At 70.5% G+C, this 19,167-nt stretch carries 18 protein-coding genes and 1 riboswitch; of the genes, 4 read left to right on the top strand and 14 right to left on the bottom strand.

Annotated features, from left to right (window positions below):
* Window positions 1–28: 28 nt before the first annotated feature.
* On the bottom strand, window positions 29–886 hold the full coding sequence (locus tag ACIQPR_RS33435; protein WP_403655877.1) for a PaaX family transcriptional regulator C-terminal domain-containing protein: 858 nt from the start codon (window positions 884–886) through the stop codon (window positions 29–31).
* Between the two features lie 139 nt (window positions 887–1,025).
* On the bottom strand, window positions 1,026–1,736 hold the full coding sequence (locus tag ACIQPR_RS33430; RefSeq protein WP_403655875.1) for a FadR/GntR family transcriptional regulator: 711 nt from the start codon (window positions 1,734–1,736) through the stop codon (window positions 1,026–1,028).
* Between the two features lie 315 nt (window positions 1,737–2,051).
* On the opposite strand from ACIQPR_RS33430, the gene ACIQPR_RS33425 reads away from it, so the two are divergent.
* Both ACIQPR_RS33425 and ACIQPR_RS33420 read left to right on the top strand, forming a co-directional pair.
* Window positions 2,052–4,286 carry an alpha-L-fucosidase gene (locus tag ACIQPR_RS33425; RefSeq protein WP_403655873.1) on the top strand — a complete coding sequence of 745 codons (2,235 nt, stop codon included), beginning with the start codon at window positions 2,052–2,054 and terminating at the stop codon, window positions 4,284–4,286.
* 188 nt (window positions 4,287–4,474) lie between these two features.
* Entirely contained in the window at window positions 4,475–5,146 is a 672-nt protein-coding gene (locus ACIQPR_RS33420; RefSeq protein ID WP_403655871.1) for a PASTA domain-containing protein, read from the top strand.
* A gap of 139 nt (window positions 5,147–5,285) precedes the next feature.
* Here ACIQPR_RS33420 and ACIQPR_RS33415 read toward each other — a convergent pair whose 3' ends face one another.
* The 12 genes from ACIQPR_RS33415 to glnT all read right to left on the bottom strand — a co-directional run bounded on the left by ACIQPR_RS33415 (window position 5,286) and on the right by glnT (window position 17,733).
* Window positions 5,286–5,822 carry a hypothetical protein gene (locus tag ACIQPR_RS33415; protein ID WP_403655869.1) on the bottom strand — a complete coding sequence of 179 codons (537 nt, stop codon included), beginning with the start codon at window positions 5,820–5,822 and terminating at the stop codon, window positions 5,286–5,288.
* A 171-nt stretch (window positions 5,823–5,993) separates the two neighbouring features.
* Window positions 5,994–6,767: an ABC transporter ATP-binding protein gene (locus tag ACIQPR_RS33410; RefSeq protein ID WP_403655867.1), complete on the bottom strand. Its 774-nt coding sequence runs from the start codon at window positions 6,765–6,767 to the stop codon at window positions 5,994–5,996.
* Complete coding sequence (locus ACIQPR_RS33405) at window positions 6,764–7,777, bottom strand: FecCD family ABC transporter permease (protein ID WP_403655865.1); 1,014 nt, start codon at window positions 7,775–7,777, stop codon at window positions 6,764–6,766. Before ACIQPR_RS33405 ends, ACIQPR_RS33410 begins: the two co-directional genes overlap by 4 nt.
* The gene (locus tag ACIQPR_RS33400) at window positions 7,774–8,823 is read right to left on the bottom strand and encodes an ABC transporter substrate-binding protein (RefSeq protein WP_403655863.1); all 1,050 of its coding nucleotides are present in this window, start codon (window positions 8,821–8,823) and stop codon (window positions 7,774–7,776) included. The genes ACIQPR_RS33405 and ACIQPR_RS33400 overlap by 4 nt, the downstream gene beginning before the upstream one ends.
* Window positions 8,824–8,877: 54 nt before the next feature.
* A riboswitch (cobalamin riboswitch) is annotated at window positions 8,878–9,056 on the bottom strand.
* Window positions 9,057–9,248: 192 nt separating this feature from the next.
* Window positions 9,249–10,100: a MarR family transcriptional regulator gene (locus tag ACIQPR_RS33395; protein WP_403655861.1), complete on the bottom strand. Its 852-nt coding sequence runs from the start codon at window positions 10,098–10,100 to the stop codon at window positions 9,249–9,251.
* A 183-nt stretch (window positions 10,101–10,283) separates the two neighbouring features.
* Complete coding sequence (locus ACIQPR_RS33390) at window positions 10,284–10,949, bottom strand: helix-turn-helix domain-containing protein (protein ID WP_403655859.1); 666 nt, start codon at window positions 10,947–10,949, stop codon at window positions 10,284–10,286.
* Between the two features lie 92 nt (window positions 10,950–11,041).
* A complete protein-coding gene (locus ACIQPR_RS33385) occupies window positions 11,042–12,343 on the bottom strand; it encodes an ammonium transporter (RefSeq protein ID WP_403655857.1) in 1,302 nt (433 codons plus the stop codon).
* 89 nt (window positions 12,344–12,432) lie between these two features.
* The gene (locus ACIQPR_RS33380; protein WP_403655855.1) at window positions 12,433–13,533 is read right to left on the bottom strand and encodes an FAD-dependent oxidoreductase; all 1,101 of its coding nucleotides are present in this window, start codon (window positions 13,531–13,533) and stop codon (window positions 12,433–12,435) included.
* Complete coding sequence (locus ACIQPR_RS33375) at window positions 13,530–14,849, bottom strand: FMN-binding glutamate synthase family protein (protein ID WP_403655853.1); 1,320 nt, start codon at window positions 14,847–14,849, stop codon at window positions 13,530–13,532. The genes ACIQPR_RS33380 and ACIQPR_RS33375 overlap by 4 nt, the downstream gene beginning before the upstream one ends.
* A 15-nt stretch (window positions 14,850–14,864) precedes the next feature.
* Entirely contained in the window at window positions 14,865–15,539 is a 675-nt protein-coding gene (locus tag ACIQPR_RS33370; protein WP_403655851.1) for a glutamate synthase, read from the bottom strand.
* Window positions 15,527–16,393, bottom strand: coding sequence for a glutamine amidotransferase family protein (locus ACIQPR_RS33365; protein WP_403655849.1), 867 nt, complete (start codon window positions 16,391–16,393; stop codon window positions 15,527–15,529). Before ACIQPR_RS33365 ends, ACIQPR_RS33370 begins: the two co-directional genes overlap by 13 nt.
* Before the next feature lie 11 nt (window positions 16,394–16,404).
* Window positions 16,405–17,733, bottom strand: coding sequence for a type III glutamate--ammonia ligase (glnT, locus tag ACIQPR_RS33360; protein WP_403655847.1), 1,329 nt, complete (start codon window positions 17,731–17,733; stop codon window positions 16,405–16,407).
* A 225-nt stretch (window positions 17,734–17,958) separates the two neighbouring features.
* Here glnT and ACIQPR_RS33355 point away from each other — a divergent pair, with 225 nt between their 5' ends.
* Together ACIQPR_RS33355 and ACIQPR_RS33350 are read left to right on the top strand one after the other, a co-directional pair.
* Window positions 17,959–18,612 (top strand): TetR/AcrR family transcriptional regulator, encoded by a 654-nt coding sequence (locus ACIQPR_RS33355; RefSeq protein WP_403656473.1) that lies wholly within the window; start codon window positions 17,959–17,961, stop codon window positions 18,610–18,612.
* Between the two features lie 67 nt (window positions 18,613–18,679).
* Entirely contained in the window at window positions 18,680–19,105 is a 426-nt protein-coding gene (locus ACIQPR_RS33350; protein ID WP_403655845.1) for a hypothetical protein, read from the top strand.
* Window positions 19,106–19,167 lie beyond the last annotated feature (62 nt).

Raw genomic sequence — 19,167 nt, 5'->3', positions numbered from 1 at the left:
GGTTGCCGACCCCACCCGCGCCCTCGGCTCAGGTCCGGCCATGTCCCTCGGTCAGTTCGTCCCAGCGTCGCAGGGCCATCGGGCTCCATCCGGCGTGCCTGCTGTGGAACAGCTCGGCCGCTTCGGCACCGCGCCAGCCCGCCGGCAGCAGTCCGGTCGGCAGGCGCGGGTCGAGGAAGGGGAAACGGCGCCACTCGTGCACGAGCATGGTCTGCGCGCGCAGGACGGCATCGCCGTCGACCGGGCTCAAGCCGGTGAACTCGTCGATGAACGTCCGGTAGCGCTCCGCCACCTGGCTGAGTTCCCAGGCTCGGGAGACCATCGCCGCCTCGCTGCCCACCGTTCCGTAGCGGGCGGTGAACGACATCGCGCCGTCCGCGAGCCCGAGTTCCTTGAGCACGCCGAGCGCTTCCGCCTCACGGTCGGTGTGCGGGGTGATCCACACTCCGGGCTCCGGCGAACCGAGCCCGGCCCAGCTGAGCCTGGTACGCACCCGGTGTCGCAGATCCCGCTTGGTCTCCGGCACCGAGACCAGGACGACGAGCCAGGTGCCGTCCCAAGTCCGCGTACCGCTGCCGAAGTCGTATATCCGCTGCGCGCCCTCCGTCAGCAGTCGCCGCCCCGGCGGTGTGAGCGCCCACCGCACCCGACGCCCCGACCGCTCCGAGGCCAGCCAGCCCTCCCCCGCGATCCGGGCGAGCGCCTGGCGGGCCGACTTCTCCTCGACGTCGAACATGGCCAGTGCCTCCACCAGCGCCGACGTCCACACCGGACGGCCCTGGGGCAGAACGTACTCACCGAGCATGGTCATCAACAGCGACCGCGCGCTGATGTCACCGAGTTCCCGGCGCCGGCTGACCACGGGCCGCGCCGCACTCTCCGCCATGGCCTTCGTTTCCTCACTCGCGCCGATCCGATGTGTCACGCGGTCACGCTTCTCCTTACACGTCATTTTTATGATCCGTGAAGTATCAGTAGAGCATTGCTCTCCGGTCTCCACGACCGTGCCACCCGTGTCCGGTGGTTCAGTCGGACGGTGCGCCGGACTCGCCGACGCTCAGGTGCTCCCGCAGCCACTGCTCGGTGCTGCTCACGTGCAGCAGGGCCGCCGCCTGGCTGAGGGCGGCGTCACGCCGGGACAGGGCCGCGAAGATCGCCTCGTGCTCGGCGAGGGTACGGCCCGCGGCCCGCGTGTCCACGAGGCCGCGCCAGATGCGGGCGCGGAGCGTGCGGCCGGAGATGCCTTCCAGCAGGGTGAGCAGGGACTCGTTGCCGGTGGCCGAGACCACCGCGCGATGGAAGGCGGCGTCGTGGGCGTTCAGCTGCTCCACGTCGTCGCGGGCCTCCCGCATGGCGTCCAAGTGGCTCTTGATCTCGGCGAGTTGCGCATCGCTGATACGGGTCGCGGCCAGCCCGGTGGCGACCGGTTCGAGGAGCCGGCGTACCTCCATCAGGTCCCGCAGGGCGCCCGAGTCGCCCTGGAGGAGTTCGACCGCGCCGCCGAGTCCCTCCAGGAGAAGGCTCGGCTGGAGGCTGGTGACGTAGGTGCCGTCACCCCTCCTCACCTCCAGGACGCGCGCGACGGCCAGCGCCTTGACCGCCTCGCGGGCGAGGTTGCGCGACAGGCCCAGCTGGGCCGCGAGGTCCGGCTCCGGGGGCAGCTTGGAGCCCGGCGGCAGCGCTCCGGTGCGGATCAGCTCACGGATCCGCTCGATGGCCTTGTCCGTCAGCGACACCGCGCGCTCCTTCCCGGACTCCGCATGCCGAAGGTGACGTTGATGATACGGGGACGCACGAAGGCAAGAGAGATGGGACGTATGTCTACGCAGACGATCAAGACAGCCCTCCCTCTGGCGAAGAATATGCCGCTCAGCTGCAACTTTATACGCCAGGCCCACCGGAACGAACCTTGACGACCGAGCAGCCACCCGAAATCCATCCCATTAATAAGACGCACACCTGTTGACATGGACGGGATACGTGAACGACCTTCGTGCCTAACATCCGGCGCCCGGATCCCCCCGTCCCCCCTCCGCAACAGGGATGACCCCATGCCGAGTTCACTCAGCAGACGCCAGCTCCTGGCGGGCACCACGGCCGTCGTGGCGGCGGCCGTCGCCGCCGACGTGTTCACCGCCGGCGGCGCCCGGGCCGCGACCACCGCCTACACACCCACGTGGAACTCCGTGAACCAGCACACCGCCTCGCCCGAGTGGTTCAAAGACGCCAAGTTCGGCATCTACTTCCACTGGGGCGTCTTCAGCGTCTCCGCGTACGACAGCGAGTGGTACCCGCGCAACATGTACGACGCGGGCAGCAACGCCAACAAGCACCACATCGCCACCTACGGCGACCCCTCGGTCTGGCCCTTCCACAACTTCATCAACGGTGCCGACGACCTGGCCGGCAACCACGTCGAGTTCGCACCCCAACTCAAGTCCGCCGGCGGGAAGTTCGACCCCGCCGAGTGGGCGCAGCTGTTCGTCGACGCCGGAGCCCGGTTCGCCGGGCCGGTCGCCGAGCACCATGACGGCTTCTCCATGTGGGACAGCCAGGTCAACGAGTGGAACTCGGTCGACAAGGGCCCCGGCCTGAACCTGCTGAAGCTGTTCACCGACGCCATCCGCGCCAAGAACCTCAGGCTGCTGGTCGCGATGCACCACGCCTACAACTTCACGGGCTACTACGAATACGCGCCCGCCCAGTCGGACGCGAGCCTCAAGAAGCTGTACGGGCAGCTGAGTTCGGCTGAGGAGAACCAGCTCTGGTACGACAAGCTCAAGGAGGTGGTCGACCTCGCCGAGCCCGACATCCTGTGGCAGGACTGGCGCCTGGACCACGTCGACGAGACCCAGCGCCTCAACTTCCTCTCGTACTACTACAACCAGGCCGAGAAGTGGGGCAGGGACGTCGTCGCCACCTACAAGGACGGCCTCGACAGCCACGGCGAGGTCTACGACTACGAGCGCGGCGGCCCCGCCGACCTGACCGCGCCCTACTGGCTCACCGACGACAGCATCTCCAGCTCCAGTTGGTGCTACACCCAGGGCATCGGCTACTACTCGACGCAGCAGATGCTGCACGCGCTGATCGACCGGGTCAGCAAGAACGGCAACATGCTGCTCAACATCGCACCGATGGCGGACGGCACGATCCCGCAGGGCCAGAAGGACGTCCTGCTCGCCATCGGCGACTACCTCGGGCGCTACGGCGAGTCCATCTACGACACCCGCGCGTGGACGGCGTATGGCGAGGGCCCGACCAAAATGGGCGGTGGCTCCTTCACCACCCCCACGGCCGGCACGGCGACGGACATCCGCTTCACCCGCGACAAGGCGAACACCGTCCTGTACGCCACCGTCCTCGGCTGGCCCGGCAGCTCGCTGACGATCAAGACCCTCAACTCGGCCCGGATCGACGTCTCTTCGCTCCAGTCGGCGAAACTGCTGAACTCCACCGCCGGCAGCTATGTCAGCCTGGCGACTCCGACGCAGGACTCCACGGGCCTGACACTCGCTCTGCCGTCGTCGTCGGCGCCGTTCACCGCGAACGCCTACGTCCTGAAGCTGACCTTCACCGGCGAGATTCCCAGCCTGCGGCCCAGCACCGGAGCGGTGGCCTTCATGGACGTCGGCTACTCCGGCACCGGCACCGTCCTCTCGGTCGGCGACTACACGGCGGACGACCTGACCCTGGCCGGCCTCACCCCGGACACCCTCTCCTCCCTACGACTCGCCCCCGGCCACCAGGTCATCGGCTACTCCGGCGACGACTTCACCGGCACCGCCTGGACCTTCACCGCCGACAACGCCGACCTCAGGACCACCGGCAACAACGACAAGGTGACGTCCCTCAAGGTGCAGTTCGACCCGGCCGCGTACTTCAAGATCCTCAACGTCACGGACGGCCTGGCCCTGGACAGCGGCGGCAGCGTCTCCTCCGGCTCCAACCTCAAGCAGTGGACCTGGGACGGCAGCACCAACCTCCAGTGGCAGGCGGTCGAAGTCGGCGGCGGCTACTACAAGTTGGTCAACCGCACCAACGGCATGGTGGCCGACGGCTGGGGCGCCACCTCCGACGGCTCCGCCGCCCGCCAGGCCGCCTGGAACGGCGGAACCAACCAGCAGTGGCTGATCACCCACCGCGGCGACGGCCGCCACTCCGTCGCCAACCGCACCACGGGCCTGGTCCTGGACGGCGGCGGCAACGTGTCCTCCGGCTCGGTCACCAAGCAGTGGACCTACGGCACCAGCACCAACCTGCTGTGGACGTTCACCGCCCTCTGACCTTCACGGAGCCAGTCCCTGCCAACCTCCGGACACTCCCTCGCTCCCACCCGGTCCGCTCAGCGGATCCGTGGGTGACAGCCGGATGACGGTGCATCAGTCTGGCCATCGGTCGCCGACGGCCACCGGCCGCTCGGTATGCAGAGAGCAAGCATCCAGGGGGAGTTATGAGAGAAGCCTCGAAACCGGTGCGTCGCCACCTACGCGCGGGAGTGACTGCCGGGCTGCGGAGGTGGGCGGTCGGCGTAGCACGCTCGCCCAAGGCGGTGGTGCTGGTCGTCGCGGCGCTGGTGGCCACCGCGTTCGCGGTGACACCCGCCTACGCGGACGATCCCGGACTGAACTGCGCGGCCACCGCGACCGCCACGATATCCGTGACACCCAACCCCGTGACCTTCGGCCGTACCGCCTTGGTGCAGTGGAGCGCGGACTGCGTCGCCAACACCCCCGAAGATGTCCTTCAGATCACCGGTCCGGGCTTCAACCCGACGACCACGGTCTTCCCGGTCGGCGGCGGATCGCAGTCGGTGCTCATCACCCAGACCGGCACCGTCAGTTGGGGCGTCACGGTGATCGACACATCGTCGGACACCGGATTCAGCCGTGGGCTGGCCTCCGTGTCGGCCTCGGTCACGGGTGTGACGACCGTGCCCAACCTCTCGGGCGACACGCAGGTGGAGGCCGGACAGGCGCTCTCGGCCGCCGGATACGTGCTCGGCGCCGTCGGCAGTGTCGTCGACTGCGACAACGTCAACAGGGTGAGTTCACAGAGTCCGCACGCGGGCACCGTGCTGCTCCCGGGATCCTCGGTCTCGATCAAGATCGGCAAGAAGCCCGCACCGCCTGCCCAGTGCGAGTGATCCCGTCCGTCCGCACCTGTTCGCTCCGCCTTCGTGCCGGGACCTCTTCCTGCGGTCCCGGCACGTCCGGCCATGGTTTGAGGGGTCGTGGCCGACGGGACACTCAGGTCCGGTCTTGACGCCACCGTGAACCCCGCGGTCAGGTGGTGCGGTCGAGGACCGGCGCGGGCCGCGTGCCCGAGGGGGCCTCGTGTTCGACCATGCGGCTGCGGACGAAGATCGTGGCCAGCCGTGTCACCACCTCGGTGAGCGCCATCAGGACGAACGCCGCGACCCAAGCCTGCCCGGTGGTGATGTCGTGCGTGACGCTGAAGCGGGCCACGTCGTCGGCGCCGCCGTGGTCGGTCCACACCTGGAATCCCATCCGGGCGCCCATGCCCAGCACCCACAGCGCCGCCGACACCGCGCCCGCCTTGATGAACAGGTCTCCGCCCACGCTGCGGATCCGGGTGTAGACACCGCCCGCGATGCCGAGCACCGCACCGGCGGCGACCAGCGCGCCGATCAGCACCAGGTCGTTGCCCGCGGTGGGCACGGAGCGCAGGTAGTGGGAGGACACGAAGGCCACGATCCCCAGCGGGATCAGGTAGGACATGCGGTCGAGGCGCCCCTCGCGCAGCTGGCGGAAGACGATCAGGACGAGCGCGATGTCGGTGATCCAGTCCGTTGTGTTCATGTCCTCAAGCGTGCTGTCCGCGGCCCTCTCACACCTGGACCCATGGGTGGAACTGAGGGTGGAGATCCCGGCGCGACGAACGTGGACCGACACGTGCGGTTCGGTGCTCGGGAGGATCGGAGAAACACCTCACCGGTCTCTTCCTCCGAGTGTGCTCCGCTCCACGGGGGCTCAGTGCGGCTGCGCCGGGCGCAGGAAGCGGATCACGGGGTGGCAGGGGTCGTGGGTGACCTCGGCGTGGACGCCGTAGACCTGTTCGATGAGGGTCGGTGTGAGGACCTCGGCCGGGGTGCCCTCCGCGACCGCGTGGCCGTCGCGGAGAACGAGCAGGCGGTCGCAGTACATCGCGGCGAGGTTGAGGTCGTGCAGGGCGATCACGGCGGTGACCGGGAGGCCGGCGATCAGCTCCAGGAGGTCCAACTGGTGCTGGATGTCGAGGTGGTTGGTGGGTTCGTCGAGGAGGAGTTCGCGGGGTTGCTGTGCGAGGGCGCGGGCGATCTGGGTGCGCTGGCGTTCGCCGCCGGAGAGTGTGTGCCAGGACTGGTCGGCGCGGTCGGTCAGGCCGGTGCGCGCGAGGGCCTCGGTGACGGCCTCCGTGTCGGCCGTCGTGGCGGGTGTCCAGGCGCGGCGGTGTGGGATGCGGCCGAGGGCGACGACGTCGCGGACGGTCAGTTCGGTCTGGGTGTCGGCGTGCTGTTCGACGGTGGCGATCCGGCGGGCGGTGGCCCTGCGGCCGATCTCGGTGAGCGGGCGCCCGTCCAGGGTCACGACTCCGGCGGTGGGGGCGAGGACTCCGGCCAGAAGTCTCAACAGGGTTGATTTTCCTGAGCCGTTGGGACCGAGGAGGCCGACGGTCTCGCCGGGACGGAGGGTGAGCGTGACGTCGTCGACGACGACCTTGTCGCCCAGGCGCCGTACGACGCCGTCCGCGTGCAGGCTGATCATGTTCTGCTCCGTCCTCGGTAGAGCACGGCCACGAACGCCGGTACGCCGATCAGGGACGTGACCACGCCCACCGGAACCTCCTGGGGGTCGAGGACGGTACGGGCCAGGGTGTCCACCCACACCAGGAACACGGCGCCGGTCAGGGCCGTGACGGGCAGGAGGCGGGCGTGTCCGGCCCCGGTCAGCGCGCGGGTGGCGTGCGGCAGGACCAGGCCGACGAAGCCGATCGCGCCGGCGCAGCTGACCAGGGCGGCGGTGAGCAGCGCGGTCGCGCAGAGCAGGACCAGGCGGGTACGGGCGACGTGGACGCCGAGTCCGGCGGCGGCCTCGTCGCCGAAGGCGAAGGCGTCGAGGGTACGGGAGTGGCCGAGGCAGACGGCCAGGACCGCGGCGAGGACGACCGCGCACAGCGTCACCTGGCCCCAGTCGGCGCCGGTGAGCGAGCCGAGCAGCCAGAACAGCACACCCCGGGTGGTCTCCGCGTCGGCGGAGGTCAGGACGACGAACGAGGTGAGCGCGGAGAACAGTTGCATGGCCGCGACCCCGGACAGGACGACCCGGTCGGTGCTGCCGCCGAGGGTGTGGCTGAGCAGCAGCACCAGGGCGAAGGAGAGCAGCGCGCCGAGGAAGGCGCCGGCCGACAGGGACAGCGCTCCCCCGCCCACCCCGAGGACGACCACCGCGACCGCCCCGGTGGACGCGCCGGAGGAGACCCCGAGCACGAAGGGGTCGGCGAGCGGGTTGCGCAGCAGCGACTGCATCACCGCGCCGCACACCGCGAGTCCGGCCCCGCACACGGCGGCGAGCAGGGTGCGGGGCATCCGCAGGTTCCACACGATGCCGTCCCGCAGCGGCGCCAACGTGCTCTCGCCGAAGCCGAGATGGGCCGCGACGGACGCCCACACGTCGCCGGTGGAGATGTCGGCGGGCCCGATCGTCACGGCGACGGCGGTCGAGGCGAGCAGCGCGGCCAGTCCGCCGCCGGTCAACAGGACGGTGCGGAGGCTCACTTGTCGAGCCCGAAGTCGCGCAGACCGGCCGCGACCTTCTCGATCCCCTCGATGGTGCGAATGGACGGGTTCATCGCCTGCCCGCTCAGCAGGACGTACCGCTTCTTCTTCACGGCGGTCAGGTTCTTGGTGGCGGGGTTGGTCTCCAGGAAGCGGATCTTCGCCTTGGCGGTCTCCGCGGTCTGCTGCTTGCGGGTCAGGTCGCCGATGACGATGACGTCGGGGTCACGGTCGGCGACGGTCTCCCAGCCGATCTGGGGCCACTCGTCGTGGGTGTCGGCGAACGCGTTCTTCGCGCCGACGGCTCGGGTGATGGCGCCCGGAGCGCCGCAGCAGCCGGCCAGGTAGGGCGACTGGGAGTTGGCGAACCAGTACATGAGGGACACGTCGGACGCGTGCAGCCCGGCGGTGGCCGTGCGCACCCGTTCCTTCAGTCCGGCGACCACCGTCTCACCGCGCTTCTCGACACCGAACGCCCGTGCCAGATCGCGTATTTCGCCGTACACGGCATCCAGCGTGAGGGGTGTGGAGCGCGATCCGTCGCCGCCGCTGTCGTTGTCCTTGCCCGCCGAGCAGTCGGAGGGCGAGACGTACGTCGGTACGCCGAGCTTCTCGAACTGCCCGCGGGTGGCGACGCCGCCCTTGCCGAGGGTGGAGACGAACGAGGCGGTCACGAAGTCGGGGTCGGCGTCCAGGACCTTCTCGAAGGAGGGCGCGTTGTCGGCCAGCCGGGGCACGGACGCGTTGGCCTTCTCCAGGCCCTTCATCACCGGGTCGGTCCAGGTGGCCGTACCGGCCATGCGGTCGGCGAGGCCGAGGGAGAGCAGGATCTCGGTGGTGCCCTGGTTGAGGGAGACGGCCCGCTTCGGAGCCGACGTGAGGGTGACCTTGTCACCGCAGTTGTCGATGGTGACGGGGTAACCGGCGGCGGTCTTCCCGGTGTTCGCGTCCGACTCGTCGGAGGCGCCGCAGGCGGTGAGCAGGAGGGCGGACGCGAGGAGAAGGGCCGGAGTACGAAGGAGAGCGGGGGTGCGGAGCACGGGCATGCCTCAGGGGTCGGGGCTCGTTCGCGGAGCCTGGCCTACGGACGTCCCTCCGCGCGGGGGCGCGAAGGTGCCAGCAGGTCTTCGGACTCGGGTTCGTCCGGACGGGACGCCTTCCCGGTCTCCCAGTGGCGTGGTGTGCCCCGCCCGTCCCCCTCACCGCTGCGCGTCAGTTCCGGGTTCGCACCGGATTCCCTGGCCTCGGATGTGGCTCGACTGGCCCGATGAGGCTATCAAGATCGGCGTACGGCCGGTCCGTGCGATCGGTCACGGGGCGCGCTCGGCACATGGGGAATCCGTGGGTCGTCCCGTTCGCCTCCGGGCGCCCCACCACCGGACCACCCGTCACCGCGTAGGCCAGACGGAGCGGTCACAGCCCGGCTGAGTCTCTCCCCGAAGGCTTCACCGGACGCGAAAATGCCTGCGGGTCACTGCGAGCCTGCGGCCACCACGGCAGCCGTGATGGGTTCGAGCGCGGCGATCAGTTCGGTGAGTTCGGCCTCCGACAGGGCCTCGTACGGTGGGGTGGCGAGTTCGTCGGTCAGGGCTTCCACGCGCCGCTTGGTCTCGCGGCCCGCGTCGGTGAACCTGCCTTCGATGTCGACGAGCCCGCGCTCGCGCAGGCCGTCCATGACCGCGGCCAGTCGCTCTTTCGGCAGGTGATGGACGCGCCCGAACGACTCCGGCGGATGGATGCCCATGTCCAGCGCGGACAGCACATGGGCCTCCGTGCCGCCGATGCCCGCACCGACGAGAGCGGCGATGTGCCCGTCGCCGCGGTGCTCGCGCAGCATGGTCGCGGAATGCCACAGCCGGGCGACCGGGTCGCCCGGCACCGGGAGGCTGCGCATCCCGGCGTACATCACCCGGCCGACCATGGGCGCGTTGGTCGCGGCCTTGGTGGTCAGGTCAGCGGCGCGTACCAGGCCCGGGGAGTCGGCCAGTTCGTCACCGAGGATCCGCCGCAGTGAGGCCGCACTGCCCCGCTCGCGCGCGGCGAGGGACGCCTCGGGCGGAATCGTCTCCCAGGCACTCGGGATGTGCCGCGCGACCTCTCCGTCGGCGAAGTTGTAGAAGGCCGCGTGCACGACCTGTGCCGGCACCCGCCCCAGCGGTGCGGCACGGCTGGCGAAGTAGCCGTCCCAGTAGGTGCGGTGGCCGAGCGCGGCCAGTTCGTCGTTGCACTCGTCGGCGAAGAAGGTGACCAGGCAGATCGGCTCCAAGAGCTCGAACATGCGGCGGGCGATGTGGGTCATCGAATGCGGGCGCGTCTTGCTCATCGGTCTCTCCCTCTGCCAGGCGTGCCTGCTTTGACGGTCCGGCACACCGAAACTCATCGGCGTGCCGTGGACCCGCCCGTCGGTCACAGCCCGGCGATCCGGTACTCCGCCACGGTCGAATATGGGCAACGCCCTCTCCGCGCACGGCAGTTGACCTGGTTCCGGTCGGCGGGGCGGGCGCGGTCACTCCGGCGCGTGGTCGCCGAACGCGGTGACGGACAGGAAGCGGATGGGCAGGGTCACCAACTCCTGGGGGCCGTGGGGCCCTTCGCCGTCGAGTTGGAGGGCGTCGCCGGGGCGCAGGGTGTAGTCCGCCTCTCCGTGGCCGTAGACCATCTCGCCCTCCAGCATGTACAGGAGTTCGGTGCCGGGGTGCTGGAAGAGAGGGAAGACCTCACTCCGTTCGGTGAGTGTGACGAGGACGGCTTCCATCCGCTTGTGCGGTCCGCGCAGGGCGCCGAGCAGTTCGTAGAGATGTCCGACCCGGCTGCCCCGGCGCACGATGCGGGCGCCTTGCCCGGCCGGGACGAAGACGGCCTCGCGGTCGGCGTCGACGCCTCGGAAGAGCGCGGTGACGGGGATGCCGAGGCCGGTGGCGAGGCGGCCGAGCGTGGTGAGGCTACAGGAGGTCTGCGCGTTCTCGATCTTCGAGAGCATGGCCTTGGAGAGGCCGACACGGGCCGCGGTCTCGGCGATGGACAGGCCTGCGGCGGTGCGGTACTCCCTGACCTGGCGGCCGATGACGACTTCGAGTTCCAGGGCCCGCGCCGCCTCGACCGGGTCGATCTCCCGGTCGGGCAGCGCGGCGGCACGGTCCTGGAGGTCGGCGGCATCCCGATCAGTCGTCATGGTGGCCATTCTGCCGTGCCTGTTCAGAAGCGGACTCGCCCGACCGGGCCGGGTCCGCGGACGGTGGTGCGCCGTCCGCGGTGGCCCGGCTGCTAGGTCGTGGTGGACACAGTGCCGCGCGCGGAGTCGGCGGGAACCGCGTGCAGCAGGTCGTAGGCGCTCTCGGCGTGCAGGTGGACGTCGATCCCGCCCTCCTCCACCTCGGGGCGGACGCGCAGGCCCATCGTCTTGTCCAGGACCACGGCGATGATCCAGGTGACGGCGAAGGAGTACAGCAGGACGGCGAAGGCGCCCACGGCCTGCTTGCCGAGCAGGGAGAGGCCGCCGCCGTAGAGGAGGCCGTCGACGCCGTTGGGCGCGTCCGAGGTGGCGAGTACGCCGACGAGGAGGGTGCCGGTGAGTCCGCCGACGAGGTGGATGCCGACCACGTCGAGCGAGTCGTCGTAGCCGAATCTGTACTTCAGGCCGACGGCGAGCGCGCAGACCGCGCCGCCGATCGCGCCGAGCGCGAGGGCGCCGACCGGTGAGACCGCGCCGCAGGACGGGGTGATGGCCACCAGGCCGGCGATGGCTCCGGAGGCGGCACCCAGGGTGGTGGAGTGGCCGTCGCGGAGCTTCTCGACCAGGAGCCAGCCGAGCATCGCGGAGCAGGTCGCGGTGAAGGTGTTCAGGACGACTACGGACGCGGCGTTGCCGGCCGTGAGCGCGGAGCCGCCGTTGAAGCCGAACCAGCCGAACCACAGCAGGCCCGCGCCGAGCATCACCAGGGGCAGGTTGTGCGGTCGTTCGCCGCCCTTGGTCTCCTTGCGCCAGCCGATGCGCTTGCCGAGGACCAGGATCATCGCGAGGGCCGCCGCGCCGGAGTTGATGTGGACGGCGGTGCCGCCGGCGAAGTCGATGGCGCCGAGCTTGTTGACGATCCAGCCGCCGGTGACCCCCTTGCCGTCGAAGGCGAACACCCAGTGGGCGACCGGCAGATAGACCAGGGTCACCCAGATCCCGGTGAAGGCCATCCAGGCGCCGAACTTGATGCGGTCGGAGATCGCGCCGCAGATGAGGGCGGCGGTGAGAGCCGCGAACAGGGCCTGGAACGCGGCGAACACGGAGAGCGGGATCACCGCCTTGGGGTCGTCGGCCATGATGCCGTTGAGGCCGAGGTACTCGGTGACGTCACCCAGCAGGCCGGCTCCGCCGATCGAGTCGCCGAAGGAGGCGGAGTAGCCGTAGAGGACCCAGATGCAGCCCACCAGGGCGACCGAGCCGAAGGTCATCATGATCATGTTCAGTACACTCTTCGCGGCGACCATGCCGCCGTAGAAGAGGGCCAGTCCCGGCACCATCAGACAGACGAGTGCCGTGCTGGCGAGCATCCAAGCGGTACTTCCGGTGTCCATGCGCACGCTCCACGGAGAGGTCCAACAAAGGGAAACGGTGTTTCACCGCAGTAGACAGGTGGAGCGTTACGGGACGCTCACGCGCCGAATTAAGGGCGGGTTTCGGCCTTCAGCCGGAAGCGGGGGTGCGGTTCGGCCCGGCCGGCGGCCAGGTCGGCGGCCATCGCGCCGATGAGCGGGGCGAATTTCGCGCCGTGCCCCGAGCAGGGCGAGGCGATCACCAGGGGGCCGCGCCGGTCCAGGACGAAGTCCTCGTCGGGTGTGGTGGTGTAGAGGCAGGTGGCCTCGGCGACCGGGTCCGGGTCCAGGCCCGGCAGCCGGTCCCTGACGAACGCGGTGATCCGTGCCCGGGACGCCGGGTCGACGACGCCGGTACGGGTGTCGGCCGTGGTGGGGGTGCCCCGGTCGTGCTCGGCGACCTTGACGGCGGGCAGCGGGCCGCCGTCCCCGCCCGAGGGCAGTGCGAACACCTGCATGGTCGCGTCCTTGGAGACCATCACCGGCCAGCGGGCGGCCGGGTCCCGCTGCCTGAAGTGGAAGACCTGCTGCTGTGTCACCCGCAACTCGGGCAGTACGACGGGCAGTTCGAGGTCCGGGAGCCAGGAGCCGGCGGCCACGACGACCGTGTCCGCCGTGATCTCCCGCCCGTCGTCCGTCCGGATCCGGACCGTGTCCCCCGCATCGGTCACGTCGATGCCGACCACCCGGGTTTCCGTGATCACGCGGACACCCAGCCCGGCCGCCCGCCGCACACAGGCGGCGACCGTCGCGTCCGGGTCCACCACGCCCGCGTCCGGGTGGTACAGCACCGGACCGGTGAAGCGGACGAACGGCCAGCGCGCCGACGCGTCCCGGGCGCCCAGGAGTTCGTGCGGCACCCCGGCCGACTTCAGTACGGCGGCCAGGCCCTCCGGGTCCCGCCCCTCCCCCAGGTCGAGGCCACCGGTGGTCCGCAGCAAGGGAGTTGCGGTGTCGCGCTCCAACTCCCGCCACTCCTCGTACGCCCGGCCGGTGAGGCCGACGTAGAAGGGGTCCGCGTAGGCCCTGCGGAAGATCCGGGAGCTGCCGTGCGAACTCCCTTGCCGGTGGCCGATGTCGAACGCCTCGATCAGGGTGACCGGATGGCCCCGCCGGGCGAGCTGCCAGGCGGTGGCCGCGCCCGTCAGCCCGGCGCCGACGACGGCGATCACAGCCCGGCCCCCGGGATCCAGTCCGTGCCCGCGAGCGGGACGCGGGCCATCGCGGCGGCCTCGATGGTGAGGGCGACCAGGTCCTCGGGCTCCAGGTGCAGGAGGTGGGCCTTGCCGCAGGCGCGGGCGAGGGTCTGGGCCTCCATGGTCATCACCCGGAGGAAGTTGGCGAGCCGCCGGCCGGCGTCGACCGGGTCGAGACGGGCGGCGAGTTCCTCGTCCTGGGTGGAGATGCCGGCCGGGTCGCGGCCGTCCTGGTAGTCGTCGAAGTAGCCCGCGGCGGAGCCGAGTTCGCGGTAGTCGGCGTCGTACTTCGGGTGGTTGTCGCCGAGCGCGATGAGTGCCGCCGTCCCGATGGCGACCGCGTCGGCCCCCAGTGCCAGCGCCTTGGCCATGTCGGCACCGTTGCGGATTCCGCCGGAGACGATCAGCTGGACCTCGCGGTGGACGCCCAACTCCTGGAGCGCGCGGACGGCTTGGGGCAGGGCGGCGAGGGTGGGGATGCCGACGTGCTCGATGAAGACGTCCTGGGTGGCGGCCGTACCGCCCTGCATGCCGTCGACGACCACGACGTCGGCGCCCGCGTGGACGGCGAGCTTCACGTCGTAGTACGTGCGGGTCGCGCCGACCTTCACATAGACCGGCTTCTCCCAGTCCGTGATCTCGCGCAGTTCGAGGATCTTGATGGCGAGGTCGTCCGGGCCGGTCCAGTCGGGGTGGCGGCAGGCGCTGCGCTGGTCGATGCCGACGGGCAACGTCCGCATGCCGGCGACCCGTTCGGTGATCTTCTGCCCGAGCAGCATGCCGCCGCCGCCCGGCTTGGCGCCCTGCCCGAGGACGACCTCGATGGCGTCGGCCCTGCGCAGGTCGTCGGGGTTCATGCCGTAGCGGGACGGCAGGTACTGGTAGACGAGGTGCTTGGAGTGGCCGCGCTCCTCGGGTGTCATGCCGCCGTCGCCGGTGGTGGTGGAGGTCCCGACCTCGCTGGCGCCCCGGCCGAGTGCCTCCTTGGCCTGGGCGGACAGGGCGCCGAAGCTCATGCCGGCGATGGTGACGGGGGTGGCGAGGCGCAGCGGGTGCTTCGCGTGCCGGGCGCCGAGGACGACGTCCGTGTCGCAGCGCTCGCGATAACCCTCCAGTGGATAGCGGGACATGGAGGCGCCGAGCAGCAACAGGTCGTCGAAGTGCGGGAGTCGACGCTTCGCGCCCCAGCCGCGGATGTCGTAGATGCCGGTCTCGGCGGCGCGCTGGATGGCGTGGATGGTGGCACGGTCGAAGGTCGCCGACTCGCGCAGGCCGTGGGATGCGGGTTCCATGTGGTTCGAACTCCCTCAGTACGCGGTCGTGTTGTCGACCTTGAAGTGGTACAGCTCGCGGGCCGATCCGTAGCGGCGGAAGTCCGCCGGGTTCTCGTCGCGCTCGGCGGCCTTCAGCAACTCGGCCAGTTCGGCGAGGTGTTCGGGGCTCATCTCCTTCTCCACGCAGTCCGCGCCGAGGGACTTGACCGTGCCGCGGACGTAGATCCGGGCCTCGTAGAGCGAGTCGCCCAGCGCGTCCCCGGCGTCGCCGCAGACCACCAGCCGCCCGGCCTGTCCCATGAACGCGCTCATGTGGCCGACGTTTCCGCCGACGACGATGTCCACGCCCTTCATCGAGATGCCGCACCGGGCGGACGCGTCCCCGTCGACGACCAGGAGACCGCCGTGGGCGGTGGCGCCGGCCGACTGGGACGCGCTGCCGCGCACGCGTACCGTGCCGGACATCATGTTCTCGGCGACTCCCGTACCGGCGTTCCCGTGGACGGTGACCGTGGCGGACTGGTTCATGCCGGCGCAGTAGTAGCCGACGTGGCCCTCGATGTCGACGACGAGATCCTCCCGGATGCCGCAGGCCACGGCGTGCGCGCCGCGCGGGTTGAGGATCCGCCAGCTGGTGGCGTCCGGGGCGTGCAGGGCCTGGTTCAGCTCGCGCACGGGCGTCTGGGCCAGGTCGATCAGCGTCGCCATACGTACACCTCTTCCGGCTCGGGTTCGAAGATGCGGGCGTTCTCGATGCCCGGCAGGACGTCCAGCGCCCGGTACTCGGAGGCCATCGCCACCCAGGCGTCGGTCTCGGCGATCAGCGCGGGCTTGCAGGCGATGGCGTCCCGGACGACGGCGAAGGAGTCTCCGGTGGACACGAGGAGGGTGTAGAAGCCGTCGAAGCGTTCGCACAGCAGCTTCAGCGCCTTCTCCAGGTCGGCGCCCTGGGCCAGTTGGTGGGCGACGAAGCGGGCGCCGACCTCGGAGTCGTTCTCGCTGTCGAACTCGACGCCCTGGGCACGGAGTTCGCGCCGTACGGTGGCGTGGTTGGCGAAGGAGCCGTTGTGCACCAGGCACTGTCCGGGGCCCACGGAGAAGGGGTGGGCGCCCTCGGGGGTGACGGCCGACTCGGTGGCCATGCGGGTGTGCCCCATGCCCTGCCAGCCGGTGACGGAGGCGAGACCGAAGGACTCCGCCAACCGCACCGGGTTTCCGGTGCCCTTGAGGACGGCCATGCCGTTGCCGGAGCCGATCACGGTGGCCTGCGGCAACGCCTTGGCGACGGCGGCCGGCAGATCGCCGGTGCCGTGGACGACGGTCGTCGCGTCGGCGGCGAGCGCCACCGCGCCGGGCAACGCCGCCTCCGCCTCGGCCGGGGTCACTCCGAGCAGGGAGACGACGGTGCGTCCCGGCGGGGAGAGCCTCGGGTCGCCGTAGACCGCGACACCCGCCGAGTCGGGGCCGCGCTCGACGACCTGCCCCAGCATCGCGGTCAGCAGCTCACCGAGGCGTGGTTCCAGTGAGGGCTCGCGCAGATGCAGCCCTACGATTCCGCACATCCCAAGTCCCTTCAGAACGCGGTCAGATAGCGGTCGAGCTCCCAGGAGCCGACCGTGGCGTGCCAGTCGAAGAACTCCTCGCGCTTGAGCTCCGCGAAGTAGCGGCTCACTCCCGGCCCTACGGCGTCCAGCGCGCCGCTGATCACGTCGTCGGCCTGGAGTGCCTCGACGGCGTGCAGCAGGGTGGGCGGGAGTTCGGGGCCCTTGCCGGCCGCGCCGGGCTCGCCCGGGTCGAGGCCGCGCTCGATGCCGTCGAGTCCCGCGGCCAGGGCGGCGGCAGCGGCGAGATAGGGGTTGGCGGCGCCGTCGCCGCCGCGCAGTTCGATCCGGTTGCCGTCGGGGACGCGGACGAAGTGCGTGCGGTCGTTGCCGCCGTAACCGGCCAGTCGGGGCGACCATGTGGCGCCGGAGCGGGTGGAGAGGGCGCCGGTCCGCTTGTAGGAGTTGACGGTCGGCGCGATCACCGCCTGGAGGCCGCGGGCGTGTTCGAGGATGCCCGCGACGAACGAGTAGGCCAGCGGCGAGAGTCCGAGGCCGCGCGCGTCGCTCGCGTCGGGGAACGTGGGCTCGCCCTCCCGCCACAGCGACATGTGCAGATGCAGTCCCGTGCCGGTGCGGTCGGTGAACGGCTTGGGCATGAACGTGGCCGTCATTCCGCGCTGTTCGGCGAGGACGGACACCAGATAGCGCAGGGTGATGACCCGGTCGGCGGTGGTCAGGGCGTCGGCGTGCTTGAAGTTCTGCTCGAACTGGCCGTTGCCGTCCTCGTGGTCGTTGGCGTAGTTGCCCCAGCCGAGGCTGTTCATCGCGCCGGAGACGGCGGTGAGGTGGTCGTACATCCGGGTCAACCCGCGTGCGTCGTAACAGGGTTGGGCGGCGGTGTCCTTGCGGTCGGCGACGCGCAGCGTGCCGTGTTCGTCACGGTCGACGAGGAAGTACTCGACCTCGGCGCCGACGGACAGGGACAGTCCCCGGTCGGCGGCCCGCGCCAGCAGGCTGCGCAGGACGACGCGCGGGGCGTACGGCCATGGCTTCCCCTCCACGTACGGGTCGCAGTGGACGAGGGCGAGGCCCGGCTTGACGAAGGGGATCGGCGTGTACGAGGCGGGGTCGGGCCGGGCGACGACATCGGGGTCGCTGGGCTGCTGGCCGAGCGCGCCGGCCGCGTACCCGGCGAAGCCGACGCCCTCGTCGCGCAGTTCCTCGACGGCCTGGGCGGGCACCAGTTTGGCGCAGGGCTTGCCGGTCAGGTCGACGAAGACGGCGAGGACGAACTCGATGCCGTCGGCACGGACCAGTTCGGCGAGGTCGGGTGAGTCTGTTTCCGGGCCGGTCGTCATGGGGGCCTCCCAGCTGTCCACTCTAAGGAAACTATGTTGCACATCAGTAGACAACCCATGCGTTACGTCGGGATTTCCGCGAGGGAAGCTCCGCGTTAGAGGTCGAGGCCGCCCGCCGACGGCACTGGTCTCCCCGCTCAACACCCGCTACATTTTGAGCAGTTGCTCAAATCATTCACTCGAATCGGTCGCCTGAACGGCCCACCGAGGACAACCGGGGTGGACATGGCCAAGGCCGGACCCAGAAGTGACGGCGGATCGCGCGGAGCCCGAGGTTCGGCGGAGACCCGCGCGGCTCTCGTCGCCGGGGCCGTCACCGCGCTGCGGGAGAAGGGCTACGCCGGGGCCAGCGCGCGGGAGATCGCCAGGAACGCGGGCTGCAACCAGTCGCTGGTCTTCTACCACTTCGGAACCGTGGTCGACCTGCTGCTCGCCGCCCTCGACCACGTCAGCGACGAGCGGTCACTGCGCTACCGCGAAGCCGTGGAACGGTCGGGCAGCCTGGGTGAACTGATCCACACCGCCCGGACCGTGTTCGACGAGGACCTGGACAAGGGCTATGTGACCGTCCTGGTCGAGATGATCGCCGGCGCGCAGTCGACTCCCGGGCTGGGCGCGGAGGTCGCCGCACGGATCGGGCCCTGGCGCGACTTCACCACCGATGTCGCCCAGGACGTACTGTCCGCGTCCCCGCTGGCCCTGCTGCTCCCGGCCCGCGAGGTCGCGCACACGGTCGTGGCGCTCTACCTCGGCCTCGAAATGCTGGCGTCCCTCGACGGGGACCGCGACTCGGCGCTCGCCCTCTTCGACCGGGCCGGCCTGCTCGCCGTCCTCGCGGACGCCTACCTCGCACGGCAGGACACCGCGCCCGACGCATAGGCCCACCACCGCCCGACCAGGCACCACCGCTGTCCGACCTGACGACGACCAGGAGGGAAAGACAACCGTGAACGGCACATACGGCGCGACCGGTCCCCGATTCCGAGGAGTGCCCGACAGCTCCCGGGGACGGACCTGGCCCTGGTTCCTCGCCTGGCTCGGCATCGGCGCGGCGGGCAGCCTCGCCCTGCTGACCATCCCCACGATCGGCCTGTACCTGTTCCCGCTCGCCGCCGTGGCCGCCGGCGCGGCGGCGTTCCGCCGGGGCGCGCGGCACGGGCTTCCCGGTCTCCTCTCCGGCCTCGGTCTGCCGCTGCTCTACGTGGCCTACCTCAACCGGCGGGGTCCGGGCACCGTCTGCACCACGACCGCCACCAGCCAGTCGTGCGTCGACGAGTGGAGCCCCTGGTTGTGGCTGGCGGCCGGGGTGGTCCTGTTCCTGGCGGGTCTCGGGTGGTTCACCGTGCTGAAGCGGAGGCGCGCGGCGAGGTGAGCCGGACACCGCGCCCGGCCCGGACCGCGCGGGCCGCATCGCCGGGACAGGCGCGTTCGCGC

This window comes from Streptomyces sp. NPDC091280 (assembly GCF_044768565.1).
Taxonomy (GTDB): Bacteria; Actinomycetota; Actinomycetes; order Streptomycetales; family Streptomycetaceae; genus Streptomyces.
This window is presented reverse-complemented; position numbering and strand designations above follow the sequence as displayed.